This is a genomic window from Streptomyces sp. NPDC087422 (assembly GCF_044744145.1).
Lineage (GTDB): Bacteria > Actinomycetota > Actinomycetes > Streptomycetales > Streptomycetaceae > Actinacidiphila.
The window spans coordinates 106,377-128,541 of sequence record NZ_JBIUXT010000005.1; the positions used below are offsets into that span (position 1 = coordinate 106,377).

Annotated in this window: 18 protein-coding genes; 9 read left to right on the forward strand and 9 right to left on the reverse strand. The window is 71.8% G+C overall.

Annotated features, from left to right (window positions below):
* Nucleotides 1-40: 40 nt before the first annotated feature.
* The 3 genes from ACIO6U_RS17560 to ACIO6U_RS17570 all read left to right on the forward strand — a co-directional run bounded on the left by ACIO6U_RS17560 (nucleotide 41) and on the right by ACIO6U_RS17570 (nucleotide 4,769).
* A complete protein-coding gene (locus ACIO6U_RS17560; protein ID WP_401719919.1) occupies nucleotides 41-1,309 on the forward strand; it encodes an ABC transporter substrate-binding protein in 1,269 nt (422 codons plus the stop codon).
* 116 nt (nucleotides 1,310-1,425) lie between these two features.
* Nucleotides 1,426-2,538, forward strand: a complete 1,113-nt coding sequence (locus ACIO6U_RS17565) for a glycoside hydrolase family 15 protein (RefSeq protein ID WP_401719922.1) — start codon at nucleotides 1,426-1,428, stop codon at nucleotides 2,536-2,538.
* The gene (locus ACIO6U_RS17570) at nucleotides 2,535-4,769 is read left to right on the forward strand and encodes a TIM-barrel domain-containing protein (protein WP_401719925.1); all 2,235 of its coding nucleotides are present in this window, start codon (nucleotides 2,535-2,537) and stop codon (nucleotides 4,767-4,769) included. Before ACIO6U_RS17565 ends, ACIO6U_RS17570 begins: the two co-directional genes overlap by 4 nt.
* 100 nt (nucleotides 4,770-4,869) lie before the next feature.
* Here the strand turns inward: ACIO6U_RS17570 and ACIO6U_RS17575 are convergent, their stop codons facing one another.
* The 8 genes from ACIO6U_RS17575 to ACIO6U_RS17610 form a co-directional block, all read right to left on the reverse strand.
* Nucleotides 4,870-6,669: a glycoside hydrolase family 2 protein gene (locus ACIO6U_RS17575; protein ID WP_401719928.1), complete on the reverse strand. Its 1,800-nt coding sequence runs from the start codon at nucleotides 6,667-6,669 to the stop codon at nucleotides 4,870-4,872.
* A gap of 65 nt (nucleotides 6,670-6,734) precedes the next feature.
* Nucleotides 6,735-7,349, reverse strand: a complete 615-nt coding sequence (locus ACIO6U_RS17580; RefSeq protein WP_355335517.1) for a hypothetical protein — start codon at nucleotides 7,347-7,349, stop codon at nucleotides 6,735-6,737.
* Nucleotides 7,350-7,358: 9 nt separating this feature from the next.
* Nucleotides 7,359-8,195 (reverse strand): carbohydrate ABC transporter permease, encoded by an 837-nt coding sequence (locus ACIO6U_RS17585; RefSeq protein ID WP_401719931.1) that lies wholly within the window; start codon nucleotides 8,193-8,195, stop codon nucleotides 7,359-7,361.
* The gene (locus ACIO6U_RS17590) at nucleotides 8,192-9,163 is read right to left on the reverse strand and encodes a carbohydrate ABC transporter permease (RefSeq protein ID WP_401719934.1); all 972 of its coding nucleotides are present in this window, start codon (nucleotides 9,161-9,163) and stop codon (nucleotides 8,192-8,194) included. Before ACIO6U_RS17590 ends, ACIO6U_RS17585 begins: the two co-directional genes overlap by 4 nt.
* On the reverse strand, nucleotides 9,160-10,494 hold the full coding sequence (locus tag ACIO6U_RS17595) for an ABC transporter substrate-binding protein (protein WP_401719937.1): 1,335 nt from the start codon (nucleotides 10,492-10,494) through the stop codon (nucleotides 9,160-9,162). Before ACIO6U_RS17595 ends, ACIO6U_RS17590 begins: the two co-directional genes overlap by 4 nt.
* Nucleotides 10,495-10,637: 143 nt before the next feature.
* Nucleotides 10,638-11,363, reverse strand: a complete 726-nt coding sequence (locus ACIO6U_RS17600) for a cupin domain-containing protein (RefSeq protein ID WP_401720904.1) — start codon at nucleotides 11,361-11,363, stop codon at nucleotides 10,638-10,640.
* Nucleotides 11,360-12,280: a PmoA family protein gene (locus ACIO6U_RS17605; RefSeq protein ID WP_355335506.1), complete on the reverse strand. Its 921-nt coding sequence runs from the start codon at nucleotides 12,278-12,280 to the stop codon at nucleotides 11,360-11,362. Before ACIO6U_RS17605 ends, ACIO6U_RS17600 begins: the two co-directional genes overlap by 4 nt.
* A complete protein-coding gene (locus ACIO6U_RS17610) occupies nucleotides 12,277-13,425 on the reverse strand; it encodes a Gfo/Idh/MocA family protein (RefSeq protein WP_401719940.1) in 1,149 nt (382 codons plus the stop codon). Before ACIO6U_RS17610 ends, ACIO6U_RS17605 begins: the two co-directional genes overlap by 4 nt.
* A 300-nt stretch (nucleotides 13,426-13,725) precedes the next feature.
* Here ACIO6U_RS17610 and ACIO6U_RS17615 point away from each other — a divergent pair, with 300 nt between their 5' ends.
* On the forward strand, nucleotides 13,726-14,769 hold the full coding sequence (locus ACIO6U_RS17615) for a LacI family DNA-binding transcriptional regulator (RefSeq protein WP_355335501.1): 1,044 nt from the start codon (nucleotides 13,726-13,728) through the stop codon (nucleotides 14,767-14,769).
* Nucleotides 14,770-14,879: 110 nt separating this feature from the next.
* On the opposite strand, the gene ACIO6U_RS17620 is transcribed toward ACIO6U_RS17615, so the two are convergent.
* Nucleotides 14,880-16,139, reverse strand: a complete 1,260-nt coding sequence (locus tag ACIO6U_RS17620) for a Gfo/Idh/MocA family oxidoreductase (protein WP_391051254.1) — start codon at nucleotides 16,137-16,139, stop codon at nucleotides 14,880-14,882.
* Between the two features lie 70 nt (nucleotides 16,140-16,209).
* Here ACIO6U_RS17620 and ACIO6U_RS17625 point away from each other — a divergent pair, with 70 nt between their 5' ends.
* The 5 genes from ACIO6U_RS17625 (at nucleotide 16,210) to ACIO6U_RS17645 (ending at nucleotide 22,159) form a co-directional block, all read left to right on the forward strand.
* Nucleotides 16,210-17,448: an ROK family transcriptional regulator gene (locus ACIO6U_RS17625; protein ID WP_401719944.1), complete on the forward strand. Its 1,239-nt coding sequence runs from the start codon at nucleotides 16,210-16,212 to the stop codon at nucleotides 17,446-17,448.
* Nucleotides 17,449-17,587: 139 nt separating this feature from the next.
* Nucleotides 17,588-18,871, forward strand: coding sequence for an ABC transporter substrate-binding protein (locus tag ACIO6U_RS17630; protein WP_401719947.1), 1,284 nt, complete (start codon nucleotides 17,588-17,590; stop codon nucleotides 18,869-18,871).
* A 1-nt stretch (nucleotide 18,872) separates the two neighbouring features.
* Entirely contained in the window at nucleotides 18,873-19,880 is a 1,008-nt protein-coding gene (locus ACIO6U_RS17635; RefSeq protein WP_401719950.1) for a carbohydrate ABC transporter permease, read from the forward strand.
* Nucleotides 19,873-20,739 (forward strand): carbohydrate ABC transporter permease, encoded by an 867-nt coding sequence (locus ACIO6U_RS17640; protein ID WP_355335489.1) that lies wholly within the window; start codon nucleotides 19,873-19,875, stop codon nucleotides 20,737-20,739. Before ACIO6U_RS17635 ends, ACIO6U_RS17640 begins: the two co-directional genes overlap by 8 nt.
* 64 nt (nucleotides 20,740-20,803) lie before the next feature.
* A complete protein-coding gene (locus ACIO6U_RS17645; protein WP_401719955.1) occupies nucleotides 20,804-22,159 on the forward strand; it encodes a spherulation-specific family 4 protein in 1,356 nt (451 codons plus the stop codon).
* The last annotated feature ends 6 nt before the right edge of the window (nucleotides 22,160-22,165 follow it).

Sequence of the window (22,165 nt, forward strand, 5' to 3'; positions counted from 1 at the left end):
CGAACACCCTCCCACTCGCCACCACCCCGAGGAATCCGCCATGCGCACCCGCCACATCACCCTCGCCACCGGTCTCGCGGCACTGGCCCTGACCAGCGCCTGCTCCCAGGGCTCCGCCACCAGAACGACCTCGGACAACGGTGTGACCACCGTCCGCTACATGACGTTCTCCTCCGCCCCCGACCACACCAAGGACCTCGACACGATCGTCGCCGCGTTCGAGAAGCAGAACCCCACCGTCAAGATCCAGGTCCAGGCCGTCCCCTACGCCAACTACGCCACGACGCTCCAGACCTCGATCGCCGGCGGCACCGCGCCCGACACCTTCGAACTCGACCAGCAGAGCCTGGTCACCTACGCCTCCTCCGGCGCCCTGCTCGACCTGACGGACCCCGCCGCCGAGGAACCGGCCTACAAGGCGTCGGCGTACGCCCCGGCCAACCTCGAAGCGGCACAGTACAAGGGCAAGCAGTACGCGCTGCCGGAGTCCTTCTCCACCGTGGTCCTCATCTACAACAAGGACCTCTTCGCCAAGGCCGGCGTCCCCGTCCCCACCGCGGACTGGACCTGGAAGGACGAGCAGGCCGCCGCGCTCAAGCTCACCGACCGCGCCAAGGGCGTATGGGGCGACTACCAGCCCATCAGCTTCAACGAGTTCACCAAGGCCCTCGACCAGGCGGGCGGCTCCTTCTTCTCCGCCGACGGCGCGAGAGCGACCTTCGACAGCCCACAGGGCGTCACCGCGGCGAGATGGCTGATCGGCAAGAACAACCGGACGATGCCCGACGCCGCGAAGAGCGCGAGCACCCCCGACTTCGACACCAACCTCTTCAAGGCCGGCAAGCTCGCCATGTGGCACAACGGCAACTGGCAGTTCAGCGCTCTGAAGGACGTCCCCTTCGGCTGGGACGTGGCCGTCGAACCCGGTGACACCCACAAGGCCAGCGCGGTCTTCCAGAACTCCGTCGCCGTCTCCAAGGCCACCGCGCACTCCGGCGCGGCCTTCAAGTGGCTGAACTACCTGACCACGTCCGACATCACCGCGAAGACCCGCGTCGACTCCTCCTGGGAGCTCCCGCCGCTGTCCGACACCGGCAAGGTCGCCGGATACCTCACCGCGGGCAAGCCGGCCAACCGCCAGGCCGTCTTCGACTCCCTGAAGAACCAGGCCGCCTCGCCCGTCATCGCCAAGCAGCAGCAGATGCAGGACATCATCAACAACGCCCTCACCAACGCCGCCGCCGGCCGGACCGACGTCGCCAAGGCGCTGTCGCAGGCGGCCGCGCAGGTCACCGCCCTGCTGAAGTGAGACTTCGGGCGCCCGCGGGAGACCTGACGCTCACGCGGGCGCCCGACCCCCCCGCTTCCCGCACCCCTCCGCCACACCCGGCGACACCCGTATCGCCCGCTTAGGAGACACCAGCCTTGTCCACCTCCACGACGCAGTCACCCGGCCACGCGCGCCTCGCCCGCCGCAGCCTGGAGGTGATCACCGCCCACCAGGCGGCCTCCGGGGCGTACCCGGCCTGCCCCGGCTACGAGGTCTACCGCTACTCCTGGTTCCGCGACGGCTCGTTCGTCGCGGAGGCAGCCTCACGGTACGGCGCGACCGGTTCCGCCGACGCCTTCCACCGGTGGTGCGCCAACGTGATCACGGACCGCGCCTCCCGTATCGAGCGGATCATCGCCGTACGGGCGGCGGGAGGACAGCCAGCCGAGGCCGATCTGCTGCCCACCCGGTACACCCTGGACGGCGCGGACACCGGGGACGTCGGCTGGTGGGACTTCCAGACCGACGGCTACGGCACCTGGCTGTGGGCGCTCACCGAGCACCTGCGCCGGCACGGCGGCGACCCCGCCCCCTACCGCGAGGCGATCCGCCTCACCGTCGGCTACCTCGCCGCGACCTGGGACCTGCCCTGCTACGACTGGTGGGAGGAGTCCAAGGAGCACCGGCACGGGGCCACGCTCGGCGCCATCCGCGGCGGCCTCGCGGCAGTCGGCGCGGCAGGGCTCGACACGGCGGGGCGCTGCGGACCCACGGTCACCCGGATCGACGCCCTCGTCCGCGAACAGGGCCTGTACGGCGGCGGCCTGGCGAAGTGGCTGGGCGGGGCGGCGGTGGACGCGAGCCTGCTGGCCTGCCTGACCCCGTTCGGCTCCGTGGACCCGGCGGGACCGGTCGCGCGCGCGACGCTCGCCGCGATCGAGCGCGACCTGGTGGAGCCCGAAGGCGGCGTGCACCGCTACCTCCAGGACGTCTTCTACGGCGGCGGCCAGTGGCCCGTGCTCGCCGGGCTGCTCGGGTGGCACTACGCACGCGTCGGCCGTACCGGCGACGCCCTGCGCGAGCTGGAGTGGATCGCCTCGCGGTCCACCGCCGACGGACTGCTGCCGGAACAGGCCCCGGGCGTACGCCTGCTGGCGCCGGAACACCTCGCGGAGTGGGAGGAGCGGTGGGGGCCGAACGCCACCCCGCTGCTCTGGTCCCACGCCATGTACCTCATCCTCGCCCATGAACTCGGAGTCTCCGTATGATCCGCCACCGTCCGCACGGCTCGGGCCACCCCTACGAGCCGACCGACGACCAGCGCGTGCCCGTGATCCCGTCGGCGGGTGAGCCGTTCGAGGTACGCGCCTCCACCGGAGCCGATGTCGAGGCCGTGGTGTGCGAGTGGGACGCCGGTGACGGCGTCACCGCGCTGACCGCCGCCGTCGAAGGCCGGACCGACCCGGCCGGTGACAACGGCGGAGACTCGGACAGTCACCTCGCGGCGGCCGCGAGCGGGCGCGGCGACCGTACCCGCTGGGTCGTCCGCCCCGCCCCGCTCGCCGAGGGCACGGCCGCCCGCTACCGCTTCGTGGCCAGGCACCGCGACGGCCGCACCCGTGCCACGTCCTGGCACACCGTCGCCCCCGCGGTGTGGCGCGAGGGGGCCGCGCTGCTGCGGGTCACCGCGGACACCGGCCGACTGGTCGAGGGGTCCGCCTCCCGCCTGGTGGCCGCCGACGGCACGGTGCTGCGGGTCCGCTTCGCGCTGCGGCTGGCGCCCGACGCGCATGTGGTCGGCTTCGGCGAGCGCTACAACGCCGTCGACCAACGCGGACACACCCTGGACGCCCAGGTCTTCGAGCAGTACAAGGGACAGGGCTTCACCACCCGTACGTACCTGCCCATGCCGTTCGCGATGGTGCTCGGCGGGGACGGCGCGGACAACTGGGCCTTCCACGTCCGCACTTCGCGGCGCACCTGGTACGACATCGCGGCGAGCGACCCGGACCTGCTGTGGATCGAGGCGCAGACCCCGCCGGACGGCGCGGTCGAGACGGTCTGCTTCGGCGGCGCGCCCCACGAGTTGCTGTCCGCCTTCCTGGACGAGGCCGGACGTCCCGAGGAACTGCCCGACTGGGTCTTCCGCTTGTGGGCCAGCGGCAACGAATGGAACACCCAGCAAAGGGTGATGGCCGAGATGGACCGCCACCGCGACGAGGACATCCCGGTCGGAGCGCTGGTCATCGAGGCGTGGAGCGACGAGGCGACCTTCACCGCCTTCCGGGACGCGCGGTACCCGGTCACGGAGGACGGCGCTCCGCACCGCCTGGCCGACTTCACCTTCCCGCCGGACGGCGCCTGGCCCGACCCCAAGGGCATGGTCGACGAGCTGCACAGCCGCGACATCAAGGTGCTGCTCTGGCAGATCCCGCTGATGAAGACGCGCCCGGCGCCGCGCGGCCAGGCCGCCGCCGACGCCCGCGCGATGATCGAGCACGGGTACACCGTCATGGAGGAGGGCGGCACGCGGCCCTACCGCAACAGGGGCTGGTGGTTCCCCCAGGCGCTGATGCCGGACCTGACCCACCCCAAGGCACGCCAGTGGTGGCTCGCCAAGCGCCGCTATCTGGTGGAGGAGGTCGGCGTCGACGGCTTCAAGACGGACGGCGGCGAACACGCCTGGGGCGACGACCTGCGGTACGACGACGGCACGACAGGCGCGCTGACCAACAATCTGTTCACCGTCGAATACCCGCGCGCGTACGGCGAGTTGCTGCGGGAGTGCGGCAAGGCGCCGGTCACCTTCAGCCGTGCCGGGTTCACCGGCTCGCAGAACGCGGGCGTCTTCTGGGCGGGCGACGAGGACTCCACCTGGGACGCCTACCGGCACTCCCTCACCGCCGGCATCACCGCCTCGGCCTGCGGCATCGTCTACTGGGGCTGGGACATCGCCGGGTTCTCCGGGGACGTCCCGGACGCCGAGCTGTACGTCAGGGCCCTCGCGGCGTCCTGCTTCATGCCGATCATGCAGTACCACTCGGAGTACAACCACCACCGGCTGCCGCTGCGCGACCGTACGCCGTGGAACATCGCGGACCGCTCCGGCGACCCGCGCGTGCTGGAGATCTCCCGGACGTACACGCACCTGCGCGAGCGGCTGGTGCCGTACCTGGCGCAGGAGACCCGCACCGGTCTGGCACAGGGGAAGCCGCTGATGCGCGGGCTGTTCTTCGACGATCCCCGGGACCGGCGCATCTGGGACTTCCCCGACCAGTTCCGGCTCGGCTCCGCGCTCCTGGTCGCCCCGGTCACTGAGCCGGGCGCCACCGGCCGTGAGGTCTATCTGCCGCACGGCGACTGGGTCGACGTCTGGACCGGGCGGACCCACACCGGCGGCCGGGTCGTCGAACGGGCCGCGCCGCTGGACCTCATCCCCGTGTACGCGACCGCCGACCGATGGGCCGATCTGGAACCGGTCTTCACGACCGGCGGCTGACCGACGCCGCAGAACGGTGGCGCACCCGACGCCTGCCCCGACGCCTGCCCCGGCTCCGGTTGAGCGGCGTCGGGGCGGCGTCGGGGCGGTGCCCTCCGTCTCATCCGAGCGTCCGCGGCCGTCCCACGATCGCGCGCACCGTCTCCGTCGGCACCTTCGGCTCGCGCTCCGCCGTGAGCAGGCCGTTGGTCTCCTGGAGGGTGTCGGTCAACTGGGTGTAGCAGAAGCCGGCCAGGCCGGAGTCGACGGCGGCGGTCACCAGGGCGTCGAGGCGCGCGGTGAAGTCCTCCTCGGTGGCCACCGTGTCGTACCCGAACCAGTTCTCGCCGTCGGCCGGTTCGAAGGTGGCGCCGCCGAATTCGCTCAGCACCACCGGCTGGCCCTGGTGGCGTACGCCCTCCAGGGTGAGCCGCTTGCTCGCAGGCCACCGCTCGGTGAACGCGCCCTGGCGCAGGGCCGCGTGGCCGTAGCGGTCGGCCAGGACCGAGGCGTGCTGGGTGTAGTCGTGGACGCCCCAGATGTCGGCCGCCGACAGCTCCCAGCCGTCGTTGGAGACGGCGGGCCGGGTCGGGTCGAGCGCCTTGGTCAGGTGGTACAGCGCGTCCATGAAGTGCCGCTGCTCCGGCACCAGCGCCGGATTCGGCACCGACCAGGACTCGTTGACCGGGACCCAGGCGACGATCGCGGGATGGCTGAGGTCCCGGCGGATCGCCTCGGTCCACTCGTGCGCCACCCGCTCCACGGTCGGCGCGCCGAACACGTAGGCCGACGGCATCTCCTCCCAGAGCAGCAGGCCGAGCCGGTCGGCCCAGTACAGGAACCGCGGGTCCTCGATCTTCTGGTGGATCCGCAGCCCGTTGAGCCCCAGTTCCTTGGCGAGTTCCACGTCCCGGCGCAGCGCCTCCCCGGGCGCGGCGAGGTGGGACTCGGGCCAGTAGCCCTGCTGGAGCGCCATGCGCAGGAAGTACGGCCGGTGGTTGAGCAAAAAGACGCCGTCGTCCCAGCCGAGGTCGCGCAGGCCCAGGTAGGAGGAGACCTGGTCGAGGCGGGCCCCGTCGGCGGGGTCGGTGACCGTCACGGCGGCGTCCACCAGGTGCGGCTTCTCCGGGCGCCACAGCAGGTCGTCGAGGTCCTGGCCGTGCCGCAGCGCGGGGACGGAGATGTCGAAGGCGGTCTCCTGGCCCTCGGTCCGGATCCGCTGCTCGGCCAGCACCCGCTCGCCGACGGTGAGGCGGACCGTGAGGTCGCGCGGGCCGCGCGGCCAGCGGCTGAGGCGGACCCGGCAGCCGACCCGGGCGTGGGCGACGTCGGGCAGCCAGTGCAGGACGGTGACGTGCTCCTCGGGGACCTCTTCGAGCCACACCGGCTGCCAGATCCCGGTGGTGCGCTCGTACCAGATGACGTGCGGGTCGCGCCGCCAGTCCTGCTTGCCCCGTGGCTGCGCCGCGTCCAGCGGCTGGTCCTCCGCGCGGACCACGAGCACATGCTCGCCGTCGCCGTCGAGAACGTCCGTCAGGTCGCAGGTGAACCCGGTGTGCCCGCCCTCGTGCCGCCCTGCAGGCCGCCCGTCCAGCCACACCTCGGCGCGGTAGTCCACCGCGCCGAAGTGCAGCAGCAGGCGGCCGGAGGCGGGCCGGCGCAGATCGAGGGAGCGGCGGTACCAGACCACCGGGTGGTGGCCGGTGTCGTGGACGCCGGACGCCTTGGACTCGGGCGGGTACGGGACGGTGATCGTCGTGGTGAAGGGCTCGGTGACCGCCGGGTCCATCCAGCGCTCGGCGCGCCCGGTGTCGGCGTCGTCGTGGGCGAAGAGCCAGGGGCCGCACAGGTCGTGCCAGTCGGGGTCGCGGACCAGTTGCGGCCGGGGGTGACCGGCCGCGTCGAGGTGTGTGAGGGGCATGGGGGAGTGCTCCGGAGGTGAGTCTTGACGGATGGCGGGACGCGGGCGGCGGCCGGGAGCGCCGGTCAGCGGTCGTACGGGTCGGCGGGGCGCCGCAGGTCCACGGCGGTCGCGGCGAACGCCAACGGGCCGGGCAGCAGCGGCAGGAGGACGGGCATGGCCCACAGCAGCAGCGCCGCCAGGACGACGGCTCCGGCCAGCAGGGCGGTGCCGCGCGGGTCGGCCAGGGAACGCGCCAGGGCCTCGCGGCCCGAGAGCCGGTGCGGTCCGTCCAGGGCGACCGCGCGCAGGCCGACGGCCGCCGCGCCGAGGGCGAGCAGCATCAGGACCGGCGCCATGAGGGCCGCGCCGGGCAGCCCGGAGCGCAGCAGTTCCTCGTCGAGCAGGAACAGCACGGCGAACGCGGGCGGCACCAGGCCCTTGAGCAGCGCGGGCAGGGTCAGTCGGGCTCGTACCTCGGCCAGCAGGTCGCCGAGCCGGACCTGCACGCCGTTCGCCGCGGTCCGGCGGAATACGGCGCAGGCGGCGGAGAGCGCCGCCGGTGCGGTGACCACCGGCAGGCAGGCCACGGCGGTGACCACGCCCACCAGCAGCATGTCGGCGAAGAGGGTGAAGCCGGAGCCGAACACCTCGCCCGGCTCGCGGTGGGCCCGGCGAGAAACGACGGGTGGGTGACTCATCGGTCCTCCTCAGCTCTTCAGTCCCGAGGTGGCCATGCCCTGCACCAAATAGCGCTGGAACACGAGGAAGAACAGCACGATGGGCAGCACGGAGATCACCGACATGGCGAACATGGGCCCGTAGGCGGAGGTGCTCGACTGGTCGACGAAGCTCCGCAGCGCCAGCGTGATGGTGGCCTTCTCCGGCGAGAGCAGGTAGATCATCTGGGCGAAGAAGTCGTTCCAGGACCAGATGAACGAGAAGATCGCGGTGGTGATCAGCGCGGGCCGGCTCAGCGGCAGGACGATGTGGAAGAACGAGCGGAACGGGCCGCAGCCGTCGATCCTGGCCGCTTCCTCCAGGTCCCTGGGCAGATTGCGCATGAACTGCACGATGAGGAAGACGAAGAACGCGTCCACCGCGAGGAATTTGGGCAGGATGAGCGGCCAGTAGGTGTTCATCATGCCGAGCTTGTTGAAGATGATGTACTGCGGGATCAGCACCACGTGCTGCGGCAGCATCAGCGTGGCCACGGTGAAGGCGAACATCGGGCCGCGCATCCGGAACCGCAGCCGCGCGAAGGCGTACGCGGCCAGCGAGCAGGACGTCACCGTGCCGATCACCGAACCGAGGCCGATCAGCATGCTGTTGCCGAGCAGCCGGGTCACCGAGACGCCCGAGACACCGTCGAGCGCGGTGGTGTAGTTGCTCCACTCGAAGTGCCGGGGCCACAGGTCGACGCTGGTCACCACCTCGTCGGCGGGCTTGACGGACGTCACCAGCAGCCAGAGCAGCGGGTAGAGCAGGGCGAGCAGCGCGATCAGGGCGACCGTGTGGGGCAGCCGGCGGCGCAGGGTCAGATTCATCGTTCCGCCTCGTCCGCGTAGAACACCCAGGACCGGGAGGTCTTGAACAGCACCGCGGTGACGGCCGCGATGGCGAGCAGCATCAGCCAGGCCATGGCCGAGGCGTAGCCCATGTGCGAGGCGGTGAAGCCGCGCTCGTACAGATAGAGCGTGTAGAAGAGCGTCGAGTCGGCCGGTCCGCCGTTGCCGCCGCTGACGACGAAGGCGGGCGTGAAGACCTGGAAGGACTGGATCACTTCGAGCACCAGGTTGAAGAAGACCACCGGCGAGAGCATCGGCACCGTGACGGACACGAACTGCCGCCAGGCGCCCGCCCCGTCGAGCGCCGCCGCCTCGTACAGCTCCGGCGAGATCTGCTGGAGACCGGCCAGGAAGATGACCATGGGGGCGCCGAACTGCCAGACCGTCAGCAGCACCACGACGTAGGTCGCCAGATGCGGATTGCCGACCCAGCCGCCGATGTGGATGCCGAGGGTGCCGAGGACGTTGTCGATCGTGCCGCCGTCGTTGAACAGCGCCCGGAACACCAGCGCGATCGACATGCTCGCGCCGAGCAGGGACGGGGCGTAGAACGCCGACCGGTAGAAGCCCCGGCCCCGGCTGCTGAGCCGCTTGAGCAGCATCGCGGCGCCCAGCGCGAGGGCCAGCTTGAGCGGGACGGCGATCACCACGTACTTCAGGGTGGTCAGGACCGACCGCCAGAACCGCGGGTCGGCGGTCAGCATCTCCGAGTAGTTGCGCAGGCCCACCCAGTGCGGGGTGGAGAGCATGTCGTAACTGGTGAAGGAGAGATAGAGGGAGACCGCCATCGGCACCAGGGTCACCGCGACCGCGCCGATCATCCACGGGGTGAGGAACACATACGCGGGCCAGCGCGCCTCCCGGCCGCGGCGGGTGCGCCGGTCCGGTCCCGGCGTGTCCTCGGCCCGCCCGGCGGCCTCGGCCGCCTCGATCCGCGCGACGCTCATGACTCCAACTCCTGCTTCGCCTGGACGACCAGCTCATGGGCCGCCTTCGCGGGCGACGCCAGGCCGAACTCCACCCGCTGGTACTCGCGGACGAAGGCGCTCTGGATCGCGACGTCACCTTTGGGAGGCGCGGACGGCGGCGGCCGCACGCCGTACTTCTGCATCACCTCGTCGAACTGCCAGACCTTCAACTCCGGTCCTGTCAGCTTGCTGTTCACCTCGGCGGCGATCTTCCGATTGGGCGGCTGGGAGCGGGTGACGCCCAGAATGTCGCCCGCCTGCGGGTCGTTGAGGAGGAAGTTCATCAACTGGGCCGCTTCCTGCGGGTGTTTCGAGTGGGCGCCGATGCCGATCAGCATCGTCGGCTTGAAGTACGACCCCGCCTTGCCGTCGATGGTGGGCACCGGCGCGAAGCGCATCGCGTGCCCGGTCGGGCTGGTGAAGCCGGTGAAGGTCGCGTCCCAGGAGTAGTCCATGGCGTCCAGACCGCGGCTGAAGGCGCTGATGCCCGTTGCGTCGGCCTGCGCGCTGTCCTTGGCCGAGACCACCGCCCCCGCCTTCTGGAGTTCGTGGAAGAAGGTCCAGAAGTCGGCGAGGTCCTTCTCGGTGTAGCCGAGCTCGGTGGGGCTCGCGTAGAGCTGCTTGCCGTGGCTGCGCAACCAGTCCTCGAAGACGTCCTCGTTGCTCCCGCCGTCGTTGCCGCCCGCCACGGTCCGCCCGTCGGGGGACTTCAGCTTCAGCCCGGCGATCCTCGCACTGGCGTCGGCCCAGTCCTGCCAGGTCCACGAGGGCTGCGGCGCCGGGACACCGGCGGTGTCGAAGACGTCGGCGTCGTAGACGTAACCGGTGATCCCGCGGCCCATCGGCAGCGCGTACTGCTTTCCCGCCAGGTAGCCGGTGCGCACCAAGGACGTGTCCATCTCGGCGGTGTCGAGGGTGCCGTCCTTGACGTACCGGTCCAGGGGGAGCAGCGCGCCGCCGGTGGAGAACTGGGAGATCTGGCGGTAGTCGAGCTGCGCCAGGTCCGGTATCCCGCCGCCCGCGGCCTGGGTGGACAGCCGCTGCTTGTAGGAGCCGAAGTCGGCGTTGGACATCTGGACGCTGATGTCCGGGTGCGCCTTCTCGAACAGGCGCACCGCCTTCTCGGTACGGGCCTGGCGTTCGTCGTTGCCCCACCAGGAGAAGGTGAGGGTGAGGTGACCGCCCGAGGCGCCGGAGGCGCCGCAGGAGGTGAGCGCGGCCAGCAGAACGGTGCTGCAACCGGCGGCGACCGCCGTGGCGACCGCTCGGCGGCGGAGGAACCGACGCCGGCCGCTTCGGGGCTCGGGCATGGTGGCCTTTCCGGGGTGGGTGGGTGGGTGGGTGGAGCGGTGGCACGAGGCGCCCGCCGCCGCACGGGGGCTGGGAACGGCGACGGGCCGTTCGGCTCACCCGTCGTGGGCGGACGCCGAGGGGCGGGGACGGGCCGTTCGGCTCACCCGTCGTGGTAGACGTCGAGACGGCCGCACATCCCGAACCGTCCGGTCGCGGCGGGTCCGCTCGCGTGGGTACGGGCGTCGGCCAGATGGCGCGCGTCGCCGTCACCGAGAGCGGCCAACTGGTCGTGCGTGGCGGTCACCGCCGCGTGGGCGCCCTCGCGCCAGCGCCGCTCCCAGTCGGCCAGGCGTGGCCGCACCAGCTCGGCCGCCGCGCGGTGGAAGGCGGCCAGCGGCTCCGGATCATCCGCGGCGAGCGCGTCGCGCAGATCGAGGAAACGGCGGGTGGCGAGGTCACGGCGGGCCCGCGCCGCGCCGACCAGCTCCCGCTCGCTCCCGCTCGTCGGCAGCCGGACCGCCGCCGCGTACACCTCGGGGTCGGTCAGCCGGTCGGGGGGCAGGGTGAGGACGGCGTCGCCCGCCTCGGGGAGTCCGCCGTTCTGCATCACGACGGTGATCCGCAGCCCGCCGTCGTTGACCAGCCGGTGGATGGTGCCGGGGGTGAACCAGGCCACGGTGCCCGCGCGCAGCGGGGTCTCCTCGAAACCGGAGGCGGTCAGGGTCTGCACGGCGCCCTCGCCGTCGGTCACCACGTACCCCTCGCTGCACGTCAGATGGAGGTGCGGGGTGCCGCCGCCCGGCCTGCCGTCCACGGTCGGCCAGTCGTAGACGCTCAGCCGGGAGACCGCGACCGCCCCGGGGAACCCGTCGTAGCCCGCCGTCACCACGGGTGCCGCTCCAGATGGGCGGTGACCGCCGCACGGTCCCAGGCGCCGTCGGCGACATGGACGCGGTACGTACGGTCCAGGACCTCGCCGGGGGCCAGGACCAGCTCCTCGTGGAAGGCGAAGGACGGGGCGACCGCGGCGAACGGGTCGGTGCGCACGAACCAGTGCGCGGGGTGGGTGCCCTTCTCGCCCGCGTGGTCGTTGCCCGGCGCGTGCTCGAAGACGACGGTGGCGTGTCCGTCGCGTCCGTCGTGCTCGCCGCTGTAGGCGAGCCAGGGCGCCTGCTCACCCATGAGGTCGCGCTCGGCGCTGTCGCCGTCCGCGGTGAAGGCGTGCCCGTCGCGGAAGGCGCGCGGCCCGCGCCAGAACAGCCCGGTGTAACCGGCGTCGGGCCGCCCGGCGGTGGTGGGGCTGCCGAACCGCAACGGCTCGGCGCGCCGGTTGGTGACGGCCGAGGACCAGGTCAGGGTCCAACCGCCCTCCTCGGCGGTGACCTCGATCCTGCGGTCCTCCTCGGCCCAGAGCGAGCCGTCGTACGGGTGCCAGGTCAGGCGCTCGGCGATCACCACGCCGTCGGGACCCGCCGACACCTCGTCGAAGCCGACGTGCGCCATCGAGCCGATCCGCTCGGGCAGCGCCACGTACCCCTCGCCGTGCACATACGTGTTGCCGCCCCACAGATTCTGACCCGACAGGTGCGAGGCGGTGAGCTGGAGGCCCTTGTGCCAACGGTGGTCGTTCGGGCGGTAGTCGGTGACCAGACCACCGCCGAGGGTGCGGATCGGGTGGAGGTACGGCTTCGGCGCCTCCCAGGCGGCCTCCGGGCGGTACACGTAGGCGAACAGCTCGGTACCGGTGGCCCGGTGGGTCACGGTGATCCGGTCGTCGTGGACGTGGGTCAGCGACAGCGTCATGCGGCCTGCTCCTCCTCGCGGGCGCCGACCGGCAGCCGGTCGGGTTCACCGCCGTGCATGGCGGCGTAGAACGGGTCGTCGGGGCCGATCTCGCCCGCCCGGACGGTGGCGTCGGTGAAGGCGGACTTGTAGAGCGCGGCGGTGAACTCCACGATCCCGCGGCCGCCTTCGCCGCCGGTCGGGTGCGGGGTTCCGGCCCGGATGTCGGCGACGAGGGCGCGTAGTTGGGCCAGGTGGGAGCTGGGTTCGTCGGGGCCGAAGTCGTTCCAGGCCCGTGCCGTCCGCGCCGGGACGCCGGGGGCCGGGGTGATCCGCCAGTCGGCGTTGCGGTAGCCGTAGAGATGGGTGAGCTCGACGGTCGCCAGCTCGCAGTCGATCCGTATCCGGCTGACCTCGTCGGGGCTGAGCACGCTGTTGACGACGGTGGCGACCGCGCCGCTCGCGAACCGGACCTGGGCGGTGGAGACGTCCTCGGTCTGCACGTCGTGCACCAGCCGGGCGGCCATCGCGCGGATCTCCCGCCACGGGCCCAGCAGGTCGAGCAGCAGGTCGTTCTGGTGGATGCCGTGCCCCATGGCGGGACCGCCGCCCTCGGTGTCCCAACGGCCGCGCCACGGCACGGTGTAGTAGTCCGCGCCCCGGTACCAGGTGGTCTGGCAGTGCGCGACCAGCGGCCGTCCGAAGGCCCCCTCGCGCAGCAGCTCGCGGACGTGGCGGGCGCCGGAGCCGAACCGGTGCTGGAAGACGAAGGCCGCGGTCGGGGCGCCGGGGCCCCGCTCGGCGGCGGCCGTCACCGCGTCGTAGTCGGAGAGCGAGGGGCACGGCGGCTTCTCGCACCACACATGGGCACCGGTCCGCAGCGCGGCGACGGCCTGCTCCCGGTGGAGCGAGGGCGGCGTGCAGAGGACGACCAGGTCGGGGCGTACCTCGCCGAGCATGGTGTCGAGGTCGGTGAAGGCGCCCGGCACGGAGAACTCCTCGGCGGCGGCGCGGGCCGCCTCCTCGGCGACGTCGACCACGGCGACGATCTCCACCGAGCCCTCCGCCGCCACAGCGGCGAGCGCGGGCAGGTGACTTCCTCGGGCGATGGATCCGGTGCCCACCACGGCGGTGCGCAGCGGGAGATTCGGGCGGTGCGGGGACATGCGGGCCCTCTCGTGAGGCTGGCGTACGTCACGGGCGGTGGCGCGGGAACGGGCTGTCCGGCCGCCGCTCGACCGCCGGGGGCGCGACGGCGGTCCGCCACGCGCCCACGGCGTCCGGGCGCACGGAGACCCCCGGCAGGGTCGGCCAGTGGTTCCTTCGCCCGGCTGTTCCAACGTTGTAACCAGTGTGTGTCCTGGCGGTCAACCCTTTAGGCGCGGACGACTGCCGCCTGCACGTGTCTGCGGGACGCTCTGCGTTGAACTGCCCTACAATGAGGCGTCTCCGAGAAAGGCGGGTACGTGACAGCAGTGCGGCTCAAGGACGTCGCCGATCGCGCGGGCGTCTCAGTCAAGACTGTTTCCAACGTTGTACGCGGAATGTCGAGAGTGGCCCCCGCCACCCGAGAGCGCGTCATGGTCGCGGTGAGCGAACTGGGGTACCGTCCGAACCCGTCGGCGGTACGGCTGCGCACCGGCCGCAGCGGGCTGATCGCTCTGGCGGTGCCGTTCCTGGCCACGCCCTACTTCGCCGAACTCGCCCACCACGTCAGGACCGAGGCGTCCCGGATCGGTCTCACCGTCCTGATCGAGGAGACGCTGGGCGACCCCCGCGAGGAGCTGCGGCTGGCCACCGGGCTCGGCGCGGCCCTGCTCGACGGCGTGATCCTCTCCCCGCTCCGGGTGCCCTTCGACCAACTCGCCGCCACCACGGCCGGTTTCCCGCTGGTGCTGCTGGGCGAGCGCGAGGACGGCCGGGAGCAACTCCACGCCGACCACGTCCTGATCGACAATGTGGCCGCCGCCCGTGAGGCCGCCGCCCACCTGGTCTCGCTCGGCCGGACCCGGCTCGCCGTCGTCGGCGTGGACCGGCAGGGCTCGGCGACCAGCAGGCAGCGCCTGGAGGGCTTCCAACTCGCCCTGCACGCGGCGGGTCTGTCCTTCGACCCCCGACTCGCGCCGCAGGTCGAGGAGTTCGACCGGCGCAGCGGGCTGCGGGCGGGCCGCGCGCTGGCCGCCCTGCCCGCCGGGAGCCGCCCGGACGCGGTGTTCTGCTTCAACGACATGCTGGCCGTCGGCGCGATCCGGGCCTTCCACGAGGCCGGTCTCGCCGTGCCCGGGGACATCGCCGTCGCCGGCGTCGACGGCAGCGAGGAGGGCCGTTACGCCACTCCCTCGCTGACGACGGTGGTGCCCGACAAAGCGGCCATCGCCTCGCTGGCCGTCACGTCACTGGCCGGCCGGATCGGCGCGGCGACCCCGCCGGGGCACGCGGTGCACGTGGCCCCGTACCGGCTGGAGGTGGGGGAGTCCACGACGGGGGTGCGGCGTCCGGTGGCCGACTGACCGGCGGTGGCGCGCGGGCCGGTCGTGTCCGGGGGCGCCGTGCGGTTTTCTCCGGGGCGCGGGTCGGCGTGCTCCGGGGCGCGGGCCGGTCTGCTCCGGGGCGCGGCTCCTCAGACCGCGGACGCGAGCGCGACGACGGTGCCGGTCGTCCTGGCCTCCTCCGCGGCCCACACCACGCGGTGGCTGGCCAGACTCGCCGCCGCGTCGGACTTCAGGACGCCGCCGTCTCCGGTGGCGACCGCCTCCAGGAAGGCGTCCATCAGCGCCTCGTCACCCCCGCCGTGACCGTCCGCGGCCGAGGCGCCCGCGGTGGTGCTGGTGTCCACGACGCCCTCCTCGCCGGTACGGAAGTCGACCGTCCTGATGGTGACGCCGTCGCCGTCGAGATAGCCGTGGGTGCCCAGCAGCCGGGTCCTGCGGTGCTCCTGCGGGGTGAAGGCGCTCATCGTGAACGAGCAGGTGGCGCCGTCGTCGAACTCCATCGAGACCACCTGGTGGTCGACGACGTCGTTGTCGCACGCGTAGACGCAGCGCCCGTAAGGACCGGTGCGCAGCGCCTGAAGGACACCGGCCTCGGTGTGGTCCTCGGTGACCGCGGACAGCGGCCAGTAGCGCCGCTCGGGGTCCGCCAGACAGTCCAGGTACAGGCGCTTGGCCGAGTACGGGCAGGTGCTCTCGATCGGGCAGTCGGTGCAGCGCGCGGCGGCGCCCGCGGGGGCGGCCTCGGCCCGGAAGTGGGTGAGACTGCCGAAAGAGCTGACCCGGCGCGGCGAGCGGCCGAAGAGGTAGACCAGCCAGTCGATGTCGTGGCACGACTTGGTGAGCAGCATCGGCGCCGAGGTGTCCGAGCGCCGCCAGTTGCCCCGGACGAACGAGTGCGCCTGGTGCCACCAGCCGACCGGCTCCAGGTGCTGGACGCTGACCAGTCGGCCGATCGCGCCCTCGTCCAGCATCCGCTTGAGCGTCTGCGTGTACGGGGTGTACCGCAGGACATGGCAGACGGCGAGCATGATCTTGTTCCGCTCGGCCGCCTCGGCGATCTCCGCGGACTCGGCCTCGGTGGTGGCCATCGGCTTCTCCAGGAGCACGTGATAGCCGAGGTCCGCCAGCGCGACGGCCGGTTCGGTGTGCTGTCTGTCCTGGGTGGCCACGATCGCGGCGTCGGCGAGCCGTCCCGCCGCCGCCAGTTCCGACCAGTCGGCGTACACCCGGTCCTGCGGGACGGCGAACTCCTCGGCCGCGGCGGCGCGCCGCACCGGATCGGGTTCGGCCAGTGCCACCACCCGCCCTGTGCCGGTGACCTGCGCGTGGCGTGCGTAGGTCTGTCCGCGCAGCCCGGCGCCGACGAGAGCTAGAGTCACCCGAGACATAGGATCCTTTCCTATTTATCATGGACTCTCTCATTATTAAGCGCGCAGCAACCAAACTCAAGGGGACGTCGTGACCGAGACTCCGAGCGGCGGCGACCTCTCCCGGCTCCGGCAGCTCAACTCCCTCGCCGTGCTGGGGGAGCTGAGGTCCGCACCGGCGATGACCCTGACCGAGCTGTCCCGGCGGACCGGGCTGTCGCGCGCCTCCACGGAGGACGTGGTGCGCGAGTTGCTGGACAACGGCTGGCTGGCCGAGGTGCCCGCCGCGGCCGGGATGGTGGGCCGGCCCGCCCGGCGGTTCCGGTTCCGCGCCGACGCGGGCCGTGTGCTCGGGGTGGACATCGGCGGCCACAAGATCCTGGCGCTGGTGGCGGACCTGGACGGAACAGTGCTGCACAGCGCCCGGGTCGCGGTGGCGCCGGCCATGGGCCGCAAGGAGCGCCTGGCCGCGCTGGACGGCGCGGTGGCAGGAGCGCTCGCGGGCGGCGGTCTGACCACCGGCGACCTGTGGGCGACGGGCGTGGCCACCACCGGACTGGTGGACGGCGCGGGCAGGGTGATGCTCTCCGAGGCGCTGCCGGAGTGGACCGGCGTGGACGTCGGAGCGCATCTGCGCCGCCTGGTCGGCGGCCCGGCGCTGGTCGAGAACGACAGCAAGCTGGCCGCGCTGGCCGAGTCGTGGTGCGGGGCGGCGCGTTACGCCAAGGACGTGGTGGTGATCCTCGCCGGTCTGCGGACCGGCGCCGGGCTGATCATCGACGGCAAGCTGCACCGCGGCTTCGGCAACGCGGCCGGAGAGATCGGAGCACTGCCCGCCTCGGGCTGGATCAGGGCGCAGGAGCACCTGCGCGCGTGGCCGCCGCAGGCCGGTCCCGCGCCGGAGCGGACCGGGCCGTCGGGGCAGGGGCAGGGGCGGGGCGCGGGAGCGCACGCGGACACAGCGGTTGACCAGGAGGCCGCGGCCGAGGCGGTGTTCGAGGCGGCGCGCGCGGGCGACCGCAAGGCGGCGGCGGTGGTGCGGCGCTATGTGCGGGACGTGGCCGTCGGGACGGCGGCGCTGGTGCTGACCCTGGACCCGGAACTGGTCGTGATCGGCGGCGGTTTCTCCCGGTCGGCCGACCTGATCGCGGAGCCGCTGCGGCGCGAGCTGGACCGCTGGTGCATCCGCACGCCCGAGGTGCGGATCTCCGAGTTCGGCGACGAGGGGGTGGCGCTGGGCGCGCTGCGGCTGGCCCTCGACCACGTGGACCGGCAACTGCGCGAACGGCACGAACTGGGCGGCGTGGAGCACTTCTCCCGCCGCGTCTGACCGGGCGCGGAGACCACTGAGAGGAATTCTTCATCTCACGGGTCTTGACTTAATTTCCATGGACTCCATGATTAATGCCACTCGACGACTCCGGCTGACGGTCCACCGCCGGGGCGTGTGGATCCTGGGAGGGCCCGGTATGCGGAAGTCGGTGCGATGGTGTGAGGTGGCGCTCGGGGTGGTGCTGGCCGCCTCGGCCTGTTCGTCGGGCGGGAGCGGCTCGGACGCGGGCGGTTCGGGCGCGGGCGGTTCGGGCGGCAAGGTCACCTTGTCGTACGGGGTGTGGGACGCGACGCAGAAGACGGCCATGGAGCAGCTCGGCCGCGAGTTCACCCGCACCCACCCCGGCATCACGGTCAAGGTCCAGCTCACCCCGTGGGCCGACTACTGGACCAAGCTCAAGGCGGCTGCCACCGGCGGCGCCGCCCCTGACGTCTTCTGGATGAACGGCCCCAACTTCCAGCTCTACGCCTCCAACGGCGTGATCCGCCCGCTGGACGACGGCATCGCCAAGGACAGGACCGACCTGTCCGCCTACCCCAAGCAGTTGGTCGACCAGTACACGTATCAGGGCAAGCACTACGGACTGCCGAAGGACCTGGACACGGTCGGCGTCTGGTACAACAAGACGCTCTTCGACGCCGCCAAGGTCCCCTACCCGAAGGCCGGTTGGACCTGGGGCGACTTCCGGAAGGCGGCCGCGGAGCTGACGGACGCGAGCAAGGGCCAGTACGCCACCGGCGCGGAGCTGACCAGCTTCCAGGAGTACCAGTACAACACCATCGCCCAGGCCGGCGGCTATGTGATCTCACCGGACGGCACGAAGTCCGGTTACGCCGATCCGAAGACGATCGAGGGCCTGCGCTTTTGGACCGACCTGATCCAGAAGAAGCAGTCGCCCGACCTGAAGACCATGACGGACACCGCGCCGCTCCAGCTCTTCGAGGCGGGCAAGCTCGCGATGTACTGGGGCGGCTCCTGGGACTCCCTGGAATTCGGCGGCAACGCCTACACCAAGGACCGGGTCGACGTCGCCCCGCTGCCCACGGGCGAGAAGCGGGCCACGATCATCCACGGCCTCGCCAACGTGGTCTCGGCGCGGACCAAACACCCCGACCAGGCATGGCAGTTCGTGAACTTCCTCGGCTCCGAGCCGGCCGCCGAGATCCTGGCCAAGTCCGGCGCGATGCCGGCGTACAACGGCACGCAGGGCGCCTGGATCGCCGCCTACCCGCAGTTCCACCTCCAGACCTTCCTCGACGAGGTGCCGTACGGCGTCCCGTACCCGGTCTCGAAGAACACCGCCGCCTGGAACGAGGCCGAGCTGACGTATCTCACCAAGGCGTGGAACGGCCAGGAGCCGGTGGACAAGGCGGCGCGCGGGCTGGCCGCGGCGATGGACGACCTGCTCGCCAAGGAGTGACATGACCCTCACGTCCACCCCCGGCGCCGCCGCCGGGGACGTGCAGGCGGCCACCGGCGCCCGGCCGCGGACCGGGCGGCTGTCACGGCTGCCCGGCCGCTTCCGGCGACCGCGCCGCGACCGCGTCACCGAGGCGCTGTGGGGCTACGCCTTCATCGCGCCGACCGGCTTGGGCCTCGCGGTCTTCTACCTGTGGCCGGTCGTGCAGACCGCGTACTTCTCGTTCACCCGCTGGGGCGCCTTCGGCGGCCACACCTGGAGCGGGTTGGACAACTACCACCGGATGCTGCACGACGGCGAGTTCGGCCGGGCGCTGGTCAACACCCTCGCCTACACCGGGCTCGGACTGCTGTCGATCCCGCTGGCGATCGTCTTCGCGGCGCTGCTCAACCGTCGGGGGCTGCGCGGCGTCGGCGTCTACCGCACCGTGTTCTTCCTGCCGGTGGTCACCATGCCGGTGGCGATCGGCATGGTGTGGCGCTGGCTCTACAACGGCGACTACGGGCTGATCAACTACCTGCTGTCGCTGGTCGGCATCGACGGCCCGAACTGGGTGGCCGACCCTCGGGTGGCGCTGTACGCCCTGGTCGTGGTGGGCGTGTGGAGCAGCATCGGCTACAACCTGGTGATCTTCCTGGCCGGGATGCAGGCGATCCCGCGCGAGTACTACGAGGCCGCGGAGATCGACGGCGCGGGCCCGCTGCGGCAGTTCCGCTCGGTCACCCTGCCGCTGCTGTCGCCCACCGCGTTCTTCGTCTCGGTGATCTCGGTCATCGGCTCGCTCCAACTGTTCGACCTGGTCTACGTCATGGCTGGATCGGGCGCCGCGGCCCGCTCCAACCCGGCGTTCCCGCGCCTGGAGACGGTCGTGCAGCTCTTCTACGACCGCGCGTTCGTCACCAACGACCGCGGCTACGCGGCGGCGATCGTGATGGTCCTGCTGCTGGTCATCGTCGCGCTGACGGCCTTTCAGTTCCGCATGCAGAAGAGGTGGGTGCACTATGGCTGAGGTCCACACGGCCGGCCGGGCCGCGGACCGGCCCGCCCGCCGCTCCCGGCGCGGACGTCATCCGCTGGTGCACACCGTGCTGATCGCGGCGTCGCTGGCGATGGTCGCGCCGTTCCTCTGGCAGATCGTCACCTCCCTGAAGTCGCTGAGCGACGCGACCCATGTGCCGCCGTCGCCGCTGCCCGGCGGGCACTGGGACAACTACGGCAAGGTCTTCGACCTGCTGCCGTTCGGCCGGCAGTTCCTCAACACGCTGCTGATGTCGCTCGGGCGGACGCTCGGCCAGGTCGTGCTGTGCCCGATGGCCGCCTACGCCTTCGCGCGGCTGCGTTTCCCCGGCCGCGGGATGCTCTTCGGGCTGTTCCTGTCGGTGCTGATGGTGCCGCCGCAACTGTTCATCATCCCCCAGTACCAGATCATGTCCGACCTCGGCTGGCTCAACAGCCTCCAGGCGCTGATCCTGCCCGGCATGTTCAGCGCGTTCGGCGTCTTCCTGCTCCGGCAGTCGTTCCTGGCCCTGCCGAAGGAGCTGGAGGAGGCGGCGCGCATCGACGGCGCGGGGCCCTGGCGGATCTACTGGTCGGTGATGCTGCCGCTGGTCCGCCCCGGACTCGTCGCGCTGGCGGTCCTCGCGCTGCTGTGGTCCTGGAACGACCTGTTCTGGCCGCTGGTGGTCAACACCGACCCGGACAAGATGACCCTGTCCGCCGGACTGGCCTCGCTCCAGGGGCAGTTCCAGACCGACTACCCCGTGCTGATGGCCGGATCGCTGCTCGCCTCGCTCCCGGTCATCGCCGTCTTCGTGCTCCTGCAACGGCAGTTCGTGCAGGGAATTGCGCACACCGGGGTCAAGGGCTGACGCCTCCTGTCCCCCTGGTCCCACCCCCTGTTCACGCAACCCCCCACCGTCGAAAGGGGATCACATGTCCCTCATCCGATCACTCGCACGCACCCGGTCGCGGCATCGCCTCACCGCCGCGCACCGGACCAGGGCCGCCGTGAGCGCGGCGGTCGCCGCCGCGCTCGCGCTGACCATGTTCGGCACGCTGTCCGGCCGGGCGAGCGCGGCAGCCGGAGCGCAGCATCTGGCCGTACCCGCGTACTTCAACCCCTCGGACGCCGCCGGCCGCGCCTTCTGGACCCAGATCGACCAGGCGGGGTCCCGCGTCGGCATCGCCGTCGCGAACCCCTCCAACGGGCCCGGCACCGCGGTCGACAGCGGCTACGCCTCGGCCGTGAGCGCGGCGGCCGGAGCCGGGGCGAAGGTGCTCGGCTACGTCGACACCGGCTACTTCGGCACCACAGGGCGTACCACCCGCGGCGGACAGACCAGCGTCGCCGCGTGGACCGCGCAGATCAACGCCGACGTGGCCAACTGGTACTCCTGGTACGGCTCTTCGGGCCTCGCGGGCATCTTCTTCGACGACGCCCTGGGCGACTGCGGCTCGGGCAACGCGCACGTGAACCTCTACAGCGGCATCAACTCCACCACCAAACAGGCCCACCCGGGCGCCCTCACCGTCGACAACCCCGGTTCGCCCGCCGAGTCCTGCTACGCGTCGGCGGCCGACGTCCTGGTGATGTTCGAGAACACCTACAGCGTCTACGCCTCCTGGACCGCGCCCGACTGGGAGCTGAACTACGCCAACCCCGACAAGTTCTGGCACCTGGTCTACGACACCCCGGCGCAGGCCGACATGGAGAACGCGGTCGCACTGAGCAAGCAGCGCAACGCCGGTTATCTGTACGTCACCCCGGACAACCTGCCCAATCCGTGGGACACCCTGCCCACCGGCGCGTACTGGTCCGACGAACTGGCGAAGGCCGCTGCCGCCGGATCGGGCGGGTCCGGGGGCACCGGCGGCTCCGGCGGGGGCACCGGGTGCACCACCACCGCGGGCTCCGGCGCCATCACCTCGTACTCGGCGTGCGCCTCGGCGGGCACGGCCGTCTTCAAGGCGACCTTCAACAGCTCCGAGAGCTTCCACCACGTCTTCATCAACACCGACGGCAACACCGCGACCGGCTACCAGGCGCCCGCGCCGTCGTCCTCACCGCTCGGCGCGGACTACATGATCGAGAACGGCTCCCTCTACCGCAGCACCTCGACCGGCTGGGCGTGGGCTGCCGCCACACCGGCCCCGACCACCACGATCAGCGGCTCGACGTACACCTGGACGCTGCCGCTGACCGCCCTCGGCTCGCCCAGGGGCACCCAGCAGGTGGAGTTCAACGCCGGCACCGCCTACACGCCGGTGGTCTCCTTCAGCGCGGGCTAGAACCGC

Bases quoted from the DNA above. Each gene is read 5' to 3' on its own strand.
- ACIO6U_RS17560 (WP_401719919.1), top strand. From the start codon at position 41: ATGCGCACCCGCCACATCACCCTCGCCACCGGTCTCGCGGCACTGGCC.
- ACIO6U_RS17570 (WP_401719925.1), top strand. From the start codon at position 2,535: ATGATCCGCCACCGTCCGCACGGCTCGGGCCACCCCTACGAGCCGACC.
- ACIO6U_RS17575 (WP_401719928.1), bottom strand. From the start codon at position 6,669: ATGCCCCTCACACACCTCGACGCGGCCGGTCACCCCCGGCCGCAACTG.
- ACIO6U_RS17580 (WP_355335517.1), bottom strand. From the start codon at position 7,349: ATGAGTCACCCACCCGTCGTTTCTCGCCGGGCCCACCGCGAGCCGGGC.
- ACIO6U_RS17585 (WP_401719931.1), bottom strand. From the start codon at position 8,195: ATGAATCTGACCCTGCGCCGCCGGCTGCCCCACACGGTCGCCCTGATC.
- ACIO6U_RS17590 (WP_401719934.1), bottom strand. From the start codon at position 9,163: ATGAGCGTCGCGCGGATCGAGGCGGCCGAGGCCGCCGGGCGGGCCGAG.
- ACIO6U_RS17595 (WP_401719937.1), bottom strand. From the start codon at position 10,494: ATGCCCGAGCCCCGAAGCGGCCGGCGTCGGTTCCTCCGCCGCCGAGCG.
- ACIO6U_RS17605 (WP_355335506.1), bottom strand. From the start codon at position 12,280: ATGACGCTGTCGCTGACCCACGTCCACGACGACCGGATCACCGTGACC.
- ACIO6U_RS17610 (WP_401719940.1), bottom strand. From the start codon at position 13,425: ATGTCCCCGCACCGCCCGAATCTCCCGCTGCGCACCGCCGTGGTGGGC.
- ACIO6U_RS17620 (WP_391051254.1), bottom strand. From the start codon at position 16,139: ATGTCTCGGGTGACTCTAGCTCTCGTCGGCGCCGGGCTGCGCGGACAG.
- ACIO6U_RS17630 (WP_401719947.1), top strand. From the start codon at position 17,588: ATGCGGAAGTCGGTGCGATGGTGTGAGGTGGCGCTCGGGGTGGTGCTG.
- ACIO6U_RS17635 (WP_401719950.1), top strand. From the start codon at position 18,873: ATGACCCTCACGTCCACCCCCGGCGCCGCCGCCGGGGACGTGCAGGCG.
- ACIO6U_RS17640 (WP_355335489.1), top strand. From the start codon at position 19,873: ATGGCTGAGGTCCACACGGCCGGCCGGGCCGCGGACCGGCCCGCCCGC.
- ACIO6U_RS17645 (WP_401719955.1), top strand. From the start codon at position 20,804: ATGTCCCTCATCCGATCACTCGCACGCACCCGGTCGCGGCATCGCCTC.